At 49.9% G+C, this 14963-nt stretch carries 10 protein-coding genes and 2 pseudogenes; 8 read left to right on the top strand and 4 right to left on the bottom strand.

All coding sequences use genetic code 11. The annotated features are described in order from the left end of the window. Positions 1-6 precede the first annotated feature (6 nt). Positions 7-878, top strand: a pseudogene (gene corC, locus HLG76_RS08750) (CNNM family magnesium/cobalt transport protein CorC). Beyond that, complete coding sequence (gene lnt / locus HLG76_RS08745) at positions 865-2418, top strand: apolipoprotein N-acyltransferase (protein WP_368656353.1); 1554 nt, start codon at positions 865-867, stop codon at positions 2416-2418. Before corC ends, lnt begins: the two are co-directional and overlap by 14 nt. A 46-nt stretch (positions 2419-2464) precedes the next feature. On the opposite strand, the gene HLG76_RS08740 is transcribed toward lnt, so the two are convergent. After that, complete coding sequence (locus HLG76_RS08740) at positions 2465-3646, bottom strand: DUF2066 domain-containing protein (protein WP_175993485.1); 1182 nt, start codon at positions 3644-3646, stop codon at positions 2465-2467. A 293-nt stretch (positions 3647-3939) separates the two neighbouring features. Here HLG76_RS08740 and HLG76_RS08735 point away from each other — a divergent pair, with 293 nt between their 5' ends. Then, positions 3940-5190 carry a uracil-xanthine permease family protein gene (locus HLG76_RS08735; RefSeq protein WP_077647135.1) on the top strand — a complete coding sequence of 417 codons (1251 nt, stop codon included), beginning with the start codon at positions 3940-3942 and terminating at the stop codon, positions 5188-5190. 94 nt (positions 5191-5284) lie between these two features. Here the strand turns inward: HLG76_RS08735 and gltX are convergent. From gltX to zipA, 3 genes and pseudogenes are all read right to left on the bottom strand, one after another. Next, positions 5285-6708, bottom strand: a pseudogene (gene gltX, locus HLG76_RS08730) (glutamate--tRNA ligase). Positions 6709-6814: 106 nt separating this feature from the next. Next, on the bottom strand, positions 6815-8824 hold the full coding sequence (gene ligA, locus HLG76_RS08725) for an NAD-dependent DNA ligase LigA (protein WP_175993484.1): 2010 nt from the start codon (positions 8822-8824) through the stop codon (positions 6815-6817). A 112-nt stretch (positions 8825-8936) separates the two neighbouring features. Next, complete coding sequence (zipA, locus tag HLG76_RS08720) at positions 8937-9896, bottom strand: cell division protein ZipA (protein WP_077679005.1); 960 nt, start codon at positions 9894-9896, stop codon at positions 8937-8939. A gap of 278 nt (positions 9897-10174) precedes the next feature. Between zipA and cysZ the strand changes: the two genes are divergently transcribed. From cysZ to crr, 5 genes are all read left to right on the top strand, one after another. Further along, a complete protein-coding gene (gene cysZ / locus HLG76_RS08715) occupies positions 10175-10933 on the top strand; it encodes a sulfate transporter CysZ (protein WP_025744477.1) in 759 nt (252 codons plus the stop codon). A gap of 116 nt (positions 10934-11049) precedes the next feature. Next, positions 11050-12018, top strand: coding sequence for a cysteine synthase A (gene cysK / locus HLG76_RS08710; protein WP_077461598.1), 969 nt, complete (start codon positions 11050-11052; stop codon positions 12016-12018). Positions 12019-12334: 316 nt separating this feature from the next. After that, the gene (locus HLG76_RS08705; protein WP_025673281.1) at positions 12335-12592 is read left to right on the top strand and encodes an HPr family phosphocarrier protein; all 258 of its coding nucleotides are present in this window, start codon (positions 12335-12337) and stop codon (positions 12590-12592) included. Between the two features lie 50 nt (positions 12593-12642). Beyond that, positions 12643-14370, top strand: coding sequence for a phosphoenolpyruvate-protein phosphotransferase PtsI (gene ptsI, locus HLG76_RS08700; RefSeq protein WP_077575939.1), 1728 nt, complete (start codon positions 12643-12645; stop codon positions 14368-14370). Positions 14371-14409: 39 nt separating this feature from the next. Next, positions 14410-14919 carry a PTS glucose transporter subunit IIA gene (gene crr / locus HLG76_RS08695; protein ID WP_025744475.1) on the top strand — a complete coding sequence of 170 codons (510 nt, stop codon included), beginning with the start codon at positions 14410-14412 and terminating at the stop codon, positions 14917-14919. Positions 14920-14963 lie beyond the last annotated feature (44 nt).

Here is a 14963-nt window from a genome sequence, read left to right as displayed (position 1 = left end):
AATTGAATGAACGACGATAATTCGCAAAACGCAGACGGTCCGAGTAGGAAGACCTTCTTCGAACGGCTGGGTCAGTTTTTCCAAGCTGATCCAAAAGACAGACAAGAACTGGTGGACGTATTTCGCGACTCAGAGCAAAACGCCCTGATCGATCAGGACACCCGGGATATGCTGGAAGGTGTGATGCAAATCTCTGACATGCGTGTGAGAGATATCATGATACCCCGTTCGCAGATGGTAATCGTTGAACGATCGCAGTCATTGGAAGCGATCATTAATATTATTATTGATGCCCAACACTCACGTTATCCTGTGATCAGTGATGACAAAGACCATGTTGAAGGCATCTTGCTTGCGAAAGATTTGTTGCGCTATCTGCGCCCCGATGCTGAAGATTTCGACATCGAAAAGGTCTTACGCCCTGTTGTGGTGGTACCAGAGAGTAAGCGGGTTGACCGTCTACTTAAAGAGTTCCAAGAAGAACGCTACCACATGGCGATCGTCATCGATGAATTCGGCGGGGTATCGGGTGTTGTCACCATTGAAGATATTCTCGAAGAAATTGTAGGCGAGATCGAAGACGAGTATGACGATGAGGAAGAGCAAGAGATTCGCCAACTCAGTCGCCATACCTTCTCGATGAAAGCACTGACCACCTTAGAAGACTTTAACGAGCATTTTGGCGCCCAGTTCCAAGATGACGTGGTAGACACTATCGGTGGGTTGGTTATGACCAGTTTTGGTCATCTTCCTGATCGTGGTGAAGAAGTCGACATTGGTGACTACCATTTAAAGTGACGGCCGCTGATAGTCGTCGTATCATTCAGCTACAAGTTACCATTCCAGACAGTAGCGAATCGAACAGTGAAAACGCCTAACCGTTTACGCCCATTGGGGCAGCCATTATTGGCTGCCCTTTTTGGTGCGCTTGCCACCCTCGCCTTTTCCCCTTTTTCCTATTGGCCCTTTATGTTGGTCGCGCTCTGGGGCTTGTTGCTTCTTCTGCAAGTTGCTTCCTCGCCCAAACGTGCGGCTTGGATAGGTTTTAGCTGGGGGCTCGGCCAGTTTACAACTGGGGTAAGCTGGGTGTATGTCAGTATTGACCATTTTGGCGGGATGCCTGTGATCGCAGGCCTGTTTTTGATGGCACTGCTTATCGTCTATTTATCGCTTTACCCCGCGCTATTCGGCTGGCTGATACATAAATCACCCATCAAGCAAGCGGGCATAAAATGGACGATGCTGGCACCTGCCTTGTGGTTAGTGGTTGATTGGCTAAGAGGCTGGGTATTTACCGGTTTTCCCTGGTTATGGCCAGGTTATAGCCAAATAGACAGCCCGTTTGCGGGTATCGCCCCGGTACTGGGTGTACAAGGGATCACGCTCGTCTTGGTGTCGCTTGCGGGCTTAGCCGCCTTAGTGACCCCCCATTGGGGACAATGGCAGGGGCGTGCTCGCCTCTTCGGTATGATCGCTATCATAGGGCTTTTTGCCGTCAGTGAAGGGCTCGGGTCGGTCAAGTGGACAACCAAAACCGATCAGCAGCAAACGGTCTCACTGATCCAAGGCAACGTCCCTCAAGCACTCAAGTGGCGCGCCGACCAACGCTGGCCAACTTTGATGAAGTATCTGGATTTAACCCGTCAACATTGGGACAGTGACGTGGTGATTTGGCCAGAAGCCGCCATTCCCGCATTAGAGCGAGATCTTCCCCGCTTTTTTTCGCAGTTAGACCAAGCGGGCAAGCACAATCAAACCACGGTGATCACGGGGGCGCTCGATCAGCGTGAGGATGGCACCTATTTTAATAATGTGCTCGCGCTCGGTGCAAAAACGCCGCGCTATCAGTATCCAGCACCCGCCCAGTACAGCAAACATCACTTACTCCCCTTTGGCGAGTTTGTGCCGTTTGAATCACTGCTTCGTCCTTTGGCGCCGATTTTTAATCTGCCCATGTCGTCATTTTCTCCAGGCGAAGCGATTCAACCGGCTTTGCCTGCGAACGGCTGGGAATACATTACCGCCCTGTGTTATGAAATTGCGTTTCCCGCGCAAATCCGTGAAAACCTCACCGCCAGTAGCGACGCCATTATTACCCTCTCGAATGACGCCTGGTTTGGGCGCTCTATTGGGCCTTGGCAACATCTAGAAATTGCGCGTATGCGCGCGCTCGAGTTCGGCTTACCCGTGATCCGAGCCACCAATAACGGGGTGACGGCTTTAGTCGATGAACGCGGTCAGATTGACGCCTCATTGCCACAATTTGAGACGCAAGTTTTAACCACACAAATTACTCAAACACAGGGGCTGACACCCTACCGTCAATGGGGAAACGGACCGCTTTGGATGTGGATTGTTATCAGTGGCCTGGTGAGTCTGATTGCTTGGCGTCGTACTATTTATTCACAAAAGGGCTAGCGGTCGTCGCTAGCCTTTAGGTTTGACTATTGCTTTTCAGGTCAGATTAAGACGTCCACACAAACCACAGGCGTTGATTGTCGGTTGAATCGGCATCGCGGCTATCCGTCAGTGCTGGGGTAGCAAACAACAACTCGGTTGTCTGCTTGTCACTATCAGTGTCGGATACAGCAGTCTCACTCTTGTCCTCTGACATCGTGCTGTCTTGCTCTTCAGCGGGTGCCATCATACGTGCCTCACGCTCTTGAGGCGTCATCAAGCGAATATGTCGATTGGCGGTGAGCTCGTTGATTAGTGCTTGTTGAGAGGCCGCTAAACGTACATCGAAAATCAGGGTATCATCGTTTAATTCTGCTAAGTGCACCTGTTGTAGCGCATTTAACCCCGCTAATGTGCGCTCAAGATCGACATAGTCATCGCCGTTATCCATGCCTGCAATGGCAATTTGAAGCGATGCACGCTCATCATCGTTATCGAGTACCACACCAGTTTGCTCGGCATAGTAATCAGCAATAGTATCAATCATGGCTTGGGCATTATTGGCTTGCCCGCGAGTTTGATCTGATTGCATGTCACTGGTATCGGGGAAGAATTGCCAACGGATCCCTTGCTCAGTCAACTTTCCGATCACAATGCCATCGGGCTGGTAGCGCTGACTGGCTTGCTCAACAGGATCAATAAAGCCGCCCCACAGATCACTGCTAGAGATCGCCATCAAATCATCAAAGTCACCCACCGGAATTAACACCGGCAGGCCGCGTATGGCCGCTGCATCACGTAGTTGGTCAATCACAGGACGCCCACTTTGCTCCCAAATAATTTGCCGGTCGCCATCACGGTCATCGACGAGCCACACTAATACCGCTGGGCGAGGACTCCCCCATAAGGGCAACCCTGCCTGGCGCAGCACCGCGCGAATTTTTTGACTATCAAAGCCGACTTCGAGTGTTCGCTGTGCGGCACCATCAGATTGATCCTTGCTTTCTCCATATCCGAGCTGAGAGATGAAACCATCAACGTCTTGCTGCGCTTGCTCGACCGCAGGATTATCCGACACCTCGCGTTGTCCCGAGACTTTAGTCAGTACCGCGATCAGCGCTTGTTTTTTTGCCGCTTGTTGTGAGGTTTGCGCGCCATTATCCAGCGGGATACTGGCATGATAAAGGGGGCTTGCCATCGCACTTGGCAACCAAACAAAGGCAATAAGGGCCAACAAAAATCGATTCATAGTTTTTCCACATGGATAAATGGGCGTCCAGCGATCATAAGCGGATAGCGCTAGGTTCAGCAATCCTCAATTGTAAAAAAGAGAGGACAAAGGGGGTCGCACCACCAGCAAACACCATTGATTCGATGCCATCAAGGCGAGCAAGCGATCATGTGGCTGACTATGTTTGCATATGGATTAAAATGAAATCCGTTACATCATTTATCTGCCACCGATCTCACATTTAAAAACATGATGGGAATCACATAAACGCTTTGTGCTAGCATTGCGCGATTTTTTTTGGAGGTGAGATTATGTTGCAAGTTTTACAAGGGGCACAAATGCTGTTCGTCGCATTTGGTGCCTTGGTGTTAGTGCCACTGTTAACCGGGCTCGACCCGAACGTCGCACTCTTTGGGGCCGGGATCGGTACCCTGATATTCCAAGTCATCACCCGCCGCTCCGTCCCTATCTTCCTTGCCTCTTCCTTCGCTTTTATTGCTCCCATTTTGTACGGCGTCAACAATTTTGGTATTCCCGCCACCATGGGTGGCCTCATGGCAGCCGGTGTGATCTATTTATTGATGGGCGCCATCATTCGGATTAAAGGCGTGGATATTATTCACAAGCTCCTGCCACCGGTTGTAGTTGGCCCTGTGATTATGGTTATCGGCCTTGGGTTGGCTCCCACCGCCGTGAATATGGCACTCGGTAAAACCGGCGATGGGAGTGAGCAGTTAATTGCGGGGGACATGGCTATCTGGATCTCTTTGCTGTCATTGCTCACGACCATTGCAGTGAGTGTGTTTGCGAAAGGCTTTTTCAAATTAGTCCCGATTATGGCAGGGATTGTGGTGGGCTATGTTGCCAGCCTCGTCGTTGGTATTGTTGACTTTACTCAAGTTGCGAATGCGAGCTGGTTGATGATGCCTGCTTTTACCCTCCCAGAGTTTAACATCAATGCCATCTTATTTATGATCCCTGTCGCCATCGCGCCTGCCGTTGAGCACGTAGGCGATATGCTGGCCATTTCTAATGTCACCCGTAAAGACTACCTGAAAAAGCCAGGCTTACACCGCACGATGGCCGGTGATGGTGCCGCAACCATTGCCGCTTCACTGTTCGGCGCGCCACCCAATACCACGTATAGTGAAGTGACGGGCGCGGTAATGCTGACCAAAGCGTTTAACCCCAAAATCATGACCTATGCGGCGGTCACTGCCATCGTACTCGCCTTTGTGGGTAAGCTCGGGGCAATGCTGCTTACCATTCCTTTACCAGTGATGGGCGGGATTATGATCTTGCTGTTTGGCTCTATTGCGACCGTCGGGCTCAATACCTTGATTCGTAATCAAGTCGACCTACATGATTCGCGTAACCTTGCCATTGTTGGTGTCACCTTGGTATTTGGTATCGGCGGCATGGCGTTTGGCATTGGCGATTTTAGCCTGCAAGGTATTAGCCTGTGTGGTGTGGTAGCGATTGTGCTCAACTTGGTACTCCCGCGCCAAATGGGCGAAAACCATATTGTTGACAGTGCGCAAATGGAAGAAGAAAAGCACTAATCCCCCAACCTTCATCCATTAAAAAGGGCGCTGACATTCAGCGCCCTTATCTTTGTCATCAGACTAACGTACTTAGTCTTCAAGATAACCGGATTTAGCTTTGTGCTGCGCGCGCTTCAACCAGCTTGATCGCTTGGTCGATGCGGGCAACTACCCGATCTTTACCAATCAGATGCATCACCGCATCAACAGATGGGGATTGACCGCCACCCGTGACCGCAACACGCAATGGCATGCGACTTTACCCATACCAACGTCTAGCTCTGCACACGTATCGGCAATCACCGCTTTCAGGGCATCAACCGTCCAATCATCCAGCGCTTCAATCTTGCCTTTTGCCACTTGCAACGGCGCTAAAGCGACGGGACGCAGATGTTTTTTCGCGGCGGTTGCGTCTATTTCATCAAAGTCTTGGTAGAAGTAACGGCTTTGTGCGGCTAATTCCACCAGGGTATTGCAGCGCTCGCCAACCAATCCAATGACGTCCGTCAAGGCAGGGCCTTGGCTAGCGTCAATCTGTTGTTGATCAAGATGCCACTGCAAGTGCTTAGCGACCTCGTCCGGATCACCATGCTTAATGTAATGGTTGTTCAACCAATGCAGTTTCTCCGTATTGAACGCTGACGCCGACTTGCTGATCGCTCCCAATGAGAAAAATTCAATCATTTCTTCCATTGAAAATATCTCTTGGTCACCGTACGACCAACCAAGACGCACAAGGTAGTTACGCAACGCTTGCGGCAAGAAGCCTTGATCACGGTACTGCATGACGCTGACAGCACCGTGGCGTTTAGACAATTTGGCGCCATCGTCGCCTAGAATCATCGAGCAATGAGCAAACTCAGGAACGGGCGCGCCCAGTGCCTCGTAGATATTAATCTGGCGCGGCGTGTTGTTAATGTGATCTTCGCCGCGGACAACTTGGGTGATCCCCATGTCCCAATCATCCACGACGACGCAGAAGTTGTAAGTTGGGCTGCCATCCGTTCGACGAATAATCAGATCGTCAAGCTCGCTGTTGGCAATCTCAATACGGCCGCGAATTTTATCGTCAAAAACAACCTTACCCTCTTTCGGGTTGCGGAAACGGATCACATGCGGGTCATCCGCCTTGGCTTGGCTGTTTGCTTCAACCACTTTGGGGTGATTAGCATCGTAACGTGCCTTTAAGCCATTCGCTTTTTGCTCTTCACGAATGGTGTCCAAAAGATCTTTGGGCGCATAACACTTGTAGGCTTTGTCTTCGGCCAGCAACTGATCGACTAATTCGTTATAACGATCAAAGCGCTTGGTTTGGTAGTACGGCCCTTCATCCCAATCAAGACCTAACCATTCCATGCCGGTTAAAATAGCATCAACCGCTTCTTGGGTTGAACGTTCGATATCAGTATCTTCAATTCGCAAGACAAATTGACCGCCTTGGCTGCGTGCTGCTAACCAAGAATACAGTGCGGTACGTGCACCGCCCACGTGCAAAAAGCCCGTTGGGCTGGGGGCAAAGCGGGTTTTGATAGTCATTAGGATCCCTATCCCAGTGCTGAGAATGATGAGTAACGGTTAGTTTACCAGTCCAGGTAAATTCCACAATCAGGCCATGTGCAGAGGCTGCACATGGCCATGTAAACTATTGGTTGATTAAGGCGATCATCGCGTCTTCGTCGAGGACTGTCACGCCAAGATCTTGTGCTTTCGTCAGTTTAGAGCCAGCCGCTTCACCGGCGATCAACATATCGGTTTTTGCCGAGACACTGCCGGTCACTTTCGCGCCCAGTGCCTGTAACGCCGTTTTGGCATCGGTGCGTGACATTTGCGATAGCGTACCGGTCAGCACAATGGTTTTCCCCGCCAGCGGTTGTGCCTGTTCGTCTGATGGCGCACTCACCGCTGGCCAGTGAATGCCGGTGTTGAGCAGCGCATCTAAAACCGCTTGGTTATGTGGCTCAGCAAAAAAGCGAACAATATGGCCCGCGACAATGGCGCCCACATCAGGCACCGCAATCAGTGCTTCTTCATTCGCTGCACGCAGAGCGTCTAAGGTTTTAAAATGCAGGGCAAGATTTTGCGCGGTGGCTTCACCGACTTCTCGGATCCCAAGCGCATAGATAAAGCGTGATAACGTCGTCGCTTTGGCTTTATCCAACGCATCAACCAAATTTTGCGCCGATTTCGGCCCCATTCGATCTAGTTGAGTCACACGCCCTGGGGTTAAAGTGAAGAGATCGGCAGGCGTTTCAATCAGCTCTTTTTCAATTAACTGCTCGACAATTTTATCGCCTAGGCCGTCAATATCCATTGCCTTGCGTGAGGCAAAGTGTTTGATCGCTTCTTTACGCTGAGCCAGACAAATAAGCCCGCCGGTGCAGCGTGCGACCGCTTCACCCTCAATGCGGGTCACGACCGACTCACAGACCGGACAGGCGTCGGGAAACACAATCGGTTTCGCCTGCGCCGGACGCCGGCTTTCCACGACGCCAACCACTTGTGGGATCACATCACCCGCACGGCGAATGACCACAGTATCGCCAATGTGCACGCCTAAACGTTCTATTTCATCACCGTTATGTAAGGTCGCGTTGCTCACCGTCACGCCCCCGACAAAAACAGGTTCAAGCTTCGCCACTGGGGTGATAGCGCCCGTGCGGCCAACTTGAAATTCAACATCGTTGAGGCGGGTGATTTCTTCTTGTGCCGGAAATTTATAGGCAATCGCCCAGCGTGGTGCCCGTGCAACAAATCCGAGCGTTTCTTGGCTGGCTATCTTGTCCACTTTGATCACCACCCCATCAATTTCATAGGGCAGATCATCACGGCGGGCCAAAATATCTTGGTAGTAGGCTTTAACGCCCTCAAGCCCCGACACTTGTTTTACTTCTGGGCTCAGGGCAAGCCCCCATTTTTTAAGCCTATTTAAGCGCTCGCTCTGCCCTTCTCCGAACGGTGTCGACATCACGCCCACCGCATAGGCATAAAAGCTCAGCGGTCGATTGGCGGCGACTTTCGAGTCAAGTTGACGCAGGCTACCCGCCGCAGCGTTCCGTGGGTTAGCGAAGGTTTTATCGCCACGCTTTAACGCTGCCTCATTAAGCGCTTCAAAGCCTGCTTTCGGCATAAACACTTCGCCACGCACTTCTAAACGCTCAGGCCAATCCCCTGCTTGCAAGGTCAATGGGACATTGCGAATCGTTTTTACATTGTGAGTAATGTTCTCGCCCGTGGTCCCATCGCCTCGCGTCGCGGCCTGCACCAATACACCGTTTTCATAAATCAGGCTGACAGCCAAGCCATCAAGCTTTGGTTCACAGGTATAGGTGACGGGTTCAGTGTTACCGAGTCTGTCTTTGACTCGGCGCTCAAAATCGACGAGATCATCATCACTGAACGCGTTACCAAGCGACAACATCGCCAGCTCATGGGTAACGGTTTCAAAAGCGCTCAGTGGCGCGCCGCCTACACGCTGGCTAGGCGAATCTGACGTCACCCATTCAGGATGCTCAGCTTCAATGGCCAGCAACGTTTGCATCAAACGATCGTATTCGGCATCGGGCAGCTCAGGACTGTCCTCAACGTAATAACGGTAGGCGTGATAGTTGAGCTGATGCTTAATGTCATCAAGTTGTTGTTTACTGTAAGCCATGGTTTGGTTCGTCGTATCAGCAGAGTTGCAGACAAGTATATCGATAAATCACCAACAGCGGGAGCCATGTCCCGCTGTCCGTCTAAGCAATCATCAATCGGTGTTAAGCGCGTTACGAGGCGTTGAAGGCTTTCACTCGCTCACGGTATTCATCAAGGCGTGATGGTGTCATCATTGAGCGGGCATCATCTAATACCAATCCACCCAACTCATCCGCAATTTGTTGTGCCGTTTGCAGCATCAATTTAAAGTTTTGCTCTGGCTCACCGTAGCAAGGTAGCGTCATAAAAAAGCTGATCCCTGGCGTTTCAAAGCTCTCTGAGTGACTCACATCAAAGGTGCCGGGCTTGACCATATTCGCGACGCTGAATAGAACCTTACCACTGCCAGATAAGTCTGAATGACGATGATAAATCCCCATATCACCAAAGCGCAGTCCATATTGCTCAAGGGTCGGAATTAAGTCCAAACCACTAAATACCGCATTATTATTGGCATGCACGTGTAAGACTAATACTTCGGTATCGTCGGGCTCATCGGCTTGGGTTGCCGTTTTTTCTGATCCACGCTCGTGGCTTTCATGCTCATCAACCTCAGCTTGAGTCGCCTCGTCGGTATGCATTGTTTCCGCTTCTGGTTGCGCGGAGGCGATATTGGCAGCTTCTGTCTCTCCTGTCTCGTCGCCATCATTGGAGGCAATCGACGCAGAGGCAAAGCTAGGATCATCATCGGTTGCCGACATTGACGGGTAAAGCGTTTGTTCTGAGTCAGACGCCACCTGAGTGTCACCGGCAAATAGAGGATCAACATCAGGCTTGTCGCCGAAGCTGACAGCAGGCTCCTGACGCGCGGGCTTTTCATTGCCATGCTTAGTATTACTGACCACTCTCACCGCACCAATACCGTCTTGGTCAAACTTTTGCGCGTCGTTATCGTCTTCCAGTTTTCCCAAGGGCTTTTCGCCGAACTTGGTCGTCTTTTCTTTCTTGTTTGTCCAGAGACCATGCAAAAGCAAAGCTGCAATTGCTAATGCTCCCAAAACAATCAGTACAAGGCGCAATTCCTGCATCATTGATTCTCAAATCTATCTATGTTCAGCGTTTTGATTAGCTTATGTCACAACGCCGACAGCTTTGCAAACGTTAGTGGAATCATAAGCGGGGCCCGATGGCTGACGCAATGCGTTAATGGTCAACTTAGTTAACTGTATCAAAAGTTGGGAAGAATTTAACGAATCGAGACACACAAATCCGTAAACTTTCCCATTATGGGGTCATTGTCATCGCCATGGCTCCCCCATACTATAACCGCAAACCGTCAGTCGATACCGTAAACCATCAAGGAGAAACAATGAACAACGCGACACGCCCTCGTCCTCAAAGCGGCGCGGGCTACCTTTTTCAGGGGTTTTCATTAATGATGACACCCGGATTACGCCGCTTTGTGATCATTCCGATCCTCGTGAATGTGCTGCTACTCGGCGGGGCGTTTATCTATTTACTCTCACAATTTAGTGAATGGCTCGATCACTGGATGGCTATGCTACCTGAGTGGTTATCCTGGCTCTCGTTTGTGATTTGGCCTTTGGTCGTGATTGCGATTTTAGTGGTGTTCTCCTACGCATTCAGTACTCTCGCTAACTGGATTGCGGCGCCATTCAACGGCTTATTGTCTGAGCATCTGGAAGCGAAACTCACCGGTGCCCCCGCGCCCGACGATGGGATCACCGGACTTATCAAGGATGTACCGCGTGTTATGAAGCGCGAGTGGCAAAAGCTAACCTATTACATACCCAAAGCACTCGGATTATTGTTATTGCTTTGGATCCCCGCCATTGGCCAAACCTTAGGCCCTGTGCTTTGGTTTTTATTTAGCGCTTGGATGATGGCCATTCAGTATTGCGACTACCCGTTCGATAACCATAAGGTCGCTTTCCCAACCATGCGCGATACTCTCAAACAACAGCGAGGCACCTCGTTGAGCTTTGGCGCAGTCGTCATGTTGTTTACTATGACACCTTTACTGAATCTCATCGTCATGCCTGCCGCAGTATGTGGTGCAACCGCCATGTGGGTCGATCGCCATAAGGAGCAGTTGGGGCGTAATTAGCGCCCCTTACGCTTTCACACTCACAATAAGATATAACCAACCGATCCTTTCAAAAACAGGCATTAGCGATATGCTTGGAGCAGTGATTTAAATCGGTGTCATGAAGGAACGATACAATGGGCAAGATTTACGAAGACAATACGCAAACAATTGGCCATACCCCACTGGTACGCCTAAACCGTGTTGCTAAGCCGAATGTGTTAGCAAAAGTAGAAGCACGTAACCCAAGCTTTAGTGTGAAGTGCCGCATCGGTGCCAACATGATCTGGGATGCGGAAAAAAAAGGCACCCTGAAACCAGGCATTGAGCTGATTGAACCTACGAGTGGTAATACCGGGGTTGCGCTGGCTTATGTTGCCGCAGCACGCGGGTATAAATTGACGCTTACCATGCCAGAGTCGATGAGCCTTGAGCGTCGTAAGCTACTTAAAGCGATGGGCGCGACATTGGTGCTCACCGAAGCGCCTAAAGGGATGAAAGGCGCAATTGCGAAAGCAGAGGAAATCATGGCGCAAGCGCCTGGTAAATATCTTATGCTCCAGCAGTTCGACAACCCAGCCAACCCAGAAATTCACGAAAAGACCACAGGCCCTGAGATCTGGGAAGATACTGACGGTGAAATCGATGTGTTTGTTGCCGGTGTCGGCACCGGCGGGACACTGACCGGTGTGAGCCGCTATATCAAAAACACGCAAGGGAAAGCCATTACCACCGTCGCGGTGGAGCCTGCGGAGTCACCCGTGATTGCTCAAACTATTGCTGGCCAAGACGTACAACCGGCCCCCCATAAAATTCAGGGCATCGGCGCCGGCTTTGTCCCAAAAAACTTGGATATTAAGTTAGTTGATCAGGTCGTTTCTGTGAGCTCAGATGAAGCGATTGCCATGGCACGCCGCTTGATGGAAGAAGAAGGTATCCTAGGTGGGATCTCATCAGGCGCAGCCGTTGTCGCCGCGAACAAAATTGCCGAGCTCCCCGAGTTTGCGAATAAGACGATTGTCACAATTTTACCAAGTGCCGCCGAGCGTTATCTCAGTTCGCCACTATTTGCTGGCATGTTCACTGAGCTGGAAACAGAGCAGTAACAGCAGGTTAGCAATCTTCAACTGGTTTCTTCCCACAACAAAGGCCCAAATTGGGCCTTTTTTGTTTGATTTTTATATTAAGCTTTAGTAAAACACAGCAACATTTTTATTTTCCGCATCAAAATAAAAGCCCTTGAGGCGAGTGAGTGGAAGGTCAAAAATGAGAGAAAGATGACATGAAATTGACATGGATTAAGCTATCTGGTCGATTTCTTGGTTAGGTTAGCGTCAACGGATAGCGAAATCGCCCGTTAGCGGTTAAGCTAATCTTATATTTAATACATAGATTTAAAAAAATACAGAAACGGGGTGAATCATGTATCAGAAGCAAGTTGAAATTAGTGCAGAAAACGGCCTACACACTCGTCCAGCGGCGCAGTTCGTCAAAGAAGCAAAAAGCTATGACGCTGACATCACTGTTGAGTCAAACGGTAAGAGCGCGAGCGCGAAAAGCCTATTTAAACTGCAAACCCTTGGCTTGACCAAAGGCACCAAGGTGACTATCTCTGCTGAAGGTGCGCAAGCACAACAAGCCGTTGATCACCTGGTAAAACTGATGGACGAGCTGGAGTAATCCGGCTCTTTTTCTATCGGTTTTAAGTTGGATAAACGTAAGGTAAAGCTATGATTTCAGGCATCCTGGCATCACCTGGTATTGCTTTTGGTAAAGCACTGCTGTTGCAAGAAGAAGACGTTGTCATCAATAAAGATAAGATTGATGCGTCTCGAATTGAAAAAGAAATTCAGCGCGTATTGGATGCTCGCGAACAGTCTAAGACGCAACTCGAAGCGATCAAAGACAAAGCAAGGGAAACCTTCGGCGAAGAGAAAGAAGCGATCTTCGAAGGTCACATCATGCTGCTTGAAGATGAAGAGCTGGAAGACGAGATTGTCAGCTTCATCAAATCTAACCATGCCACTGCAGATCATGCGATTTACGCTGTGATTGAAGAGCAGGCGGTGACGCTTGAATCTCTGGATGATGATTATCTGAAAGAGCGTGCGGCAGATATCCGTGATATTGGTTCTCGTTTTGTTAAAAACGCACTCGGCATCAACATGGTGTCTCTGAGCGCGATCAACGAAGAAGTGATCCTGGTTGCGAATGATCTGACGCCTTCAGAAACAGCACAGGTTGACCTGAATTATGTGCTCGGTTTTATCACCGATATCGGTGGTCGCACCTCGCACTCGTCGATCATGGCACGCTCGTTAGAGCTTCCAGCAATTGTGGGCACTAACAACGCCACCGCCAATGTTAAAAACGGTGACATGTTGGTGCTTGATGCGATTAACAACCAAATTGTCGTTAATCCTTCTGACGACGAGCTCAACAAGTTTAAAGCGATTCGTGATCAACACATCGCGGAAAAAGCCGAGCTCGCGAAGCTCAAAGACTTGCCTGCTATCACATTAGACGGCCACCAGGTCGAAGTGTGCGGCAACGTGGGCACAGTAAAAGACTGTGACGGTGTGAACCGTAACGGTGGTGAAGGTGTGGGTCTTTATCGCACTGAGTTCTTGTTCATGGACCGTGACTCGCTCCCTACTGAAGAAGAGCAATATCAAGCGTATAAGGCGGTCGCAAAAGCGATTGATGGTCACCCAGTGATCATTCGCACCATGGACATTGGCGGTGACAAAGATCTGCCTTATATGGACCTGCCTGAAGAAATGAACCCATTCTTGGGCTGGCGAGCCGTCCGTATCAGTCTTGACCGTCGCGAAATTCTCCGCGATCAGCTACGTGCGATTCTACGCGCATCGGCACACGGTAAAATTCGTGTCATGTTCCCGATGATTATTTCTGTCGAAGAAATTCGCGAGCTAAAAGAAGCGATTGAAACCTACAAAGCAGAGCTACGCCAAGAAGGCCTCGACTTTGATGCTGATCTTGAAATCGGCGTAATGGTTGAGACACCGGCCGCGGCTGCAATCGCTCACCACCTCGCGAAAGAAGTGGAATTTTTCAGCATCGGCACTAACGATTTGACCCAATACACCTTAGCGGTCGATCGTGGTAACGAGCTTATTTCGCACCTGTACAATCCACTGTCTCCTGCAGTACTAACGGTTATCAAGCAAGTGATTGATGCCTCACATGCTGAAGGAAAATGGACGGGGATGTGCGGAGAGCTTGCAGGTGATGAGAAAGCAACGTTACTATTGATGGGAATGGGTTTGGATGAGTTCAGCATGAGTGCCATTTCTATCCCTCGCATCAAGAAGATTATCCGTAATGCCAACTTTGCTGATGTGAAAGCGATGGCCGACACAGCGCTCACTTTGCCAACTGCGGCAGAAATCGAGGCCTATGTCGAAAAATTTATTGCGGAAAAAACCGCTTGCTAATATACAATCAGCAAAGAATTACTGCTTAGGAGCAACACTATGGGTCTGTTCGACAAACTGAAGAAGTTGGTGTCTGAAGACAGCAACGACGCTAGTGCTATTGAAATTATCGCCCCATTGTCGGGTGAGATCGTCAACATCGAAGACGTGCCTGACGTTGTGTTTGCTGAGAAAATCGTCGGTGATGGTGTTGCGATTAAGCCATCTGGTGACAAAATGGTAGCGCCAGTAAACGGCACTATCGGTAAGATTTTCGAAACCAACCACGCTTTCTCAATTGAGTCAGACGATGGCGTCGAGCTTTTTGTTCACTTTGGTATCGACACCGTCGAGCTGAAAGGCGAAGGCTTCAAGCGCATTGCCGAAGAAGGTCAAACGGTTAAAGCCGGTGATACCGTGATTGAATTTGATTTAGCGACACTCGAAGAGAAAGCGAAATCAACACTGACACCTGTTGTGATCTCGAATATGGATGAGATCAAAGAGTTGACCAAACTATCAGGTGCCGTCACTGTGGGTGAAACCCCAGTATTACGCGTCACCAAGTAATGAACCGTCTCTGGTTTAGACAAACGCAGCCAATTGGCTGCGTT

This window comes from Salinivibrio sp. EAGSL, from assembly GCF_013366455.1.
GTDB classification, from domain to species: domain Bacteria; phylum Pseudomonadota; class Gammaproteobacteria; order Enterobacterales; family Vibrionaceae; genus Salinivibrio; species Salinivibrio costicola.
The sequence above is the reverse complement of the archived record's forward strand: the minus strand, read 5'-3'. Positions and strand labels throughout refer to the sequence as shown.

Coding starts and splice junctions, on each gene's coding strand:
- HLG76_RS08740 (WP_175993485.1), bottom strand. CDS start 3,646: ATGAATCGATTTTTGTTGGCCCTTATTGCCTTTGTTTGGTTGCCAAGT.
- zipA (WP_077679005.1), bottom strand. CDS start 9,896: ATGATGCAGGAATTGCGCCTTGTACTGATTGTTTTGGGAGCATTAGCA.
- crr (WP_025744475.1), top strand. CDS start 14,410: ATGGGTCTGTTCGACAAACTGAAGAAGTTGGTGTCTGAAGACAGCAAC.
- cysZ (WP_025744477.1), top strand. CDS start 10,175: ATGAACAACGCGACACGCCCTCGTCCTCAAAGCGGCGCGGGCTACCTT.
- ptsI (WP_077575939.1), top strand. CDS start 12,643: ATGATTTCAGGCATCCTGGCATCACCTGGTATTGCTTTTGGTAAAGCA.
- cysK (WP_077461598.1), top strand. CDS start 11,050: ATGGGCAAGATTTACGAAGACAATACGCAAACAATTGGCCATACCCCA.
- HLG76_RS08735 (WP_077647135.1), top strand. CDS start 3,940: ATGTTGCAAGTTTTACAAGGGGCACAAATGCTGTTCGTCGCATTTGGT.
- ligA (WP_175993484.1), bottom strand. CDS start 8,824: ATGGCTTACAGTAAACAACAACTTGATGACATTAAGCATCAGCTCAAC.
- HLG76_RS08705 (WP_025673281.1), top strand. CDS start 12,335: ATGTATCAGAAGCAAGTTGAAATTAGTGCAGAAAACGGCCTACACACT.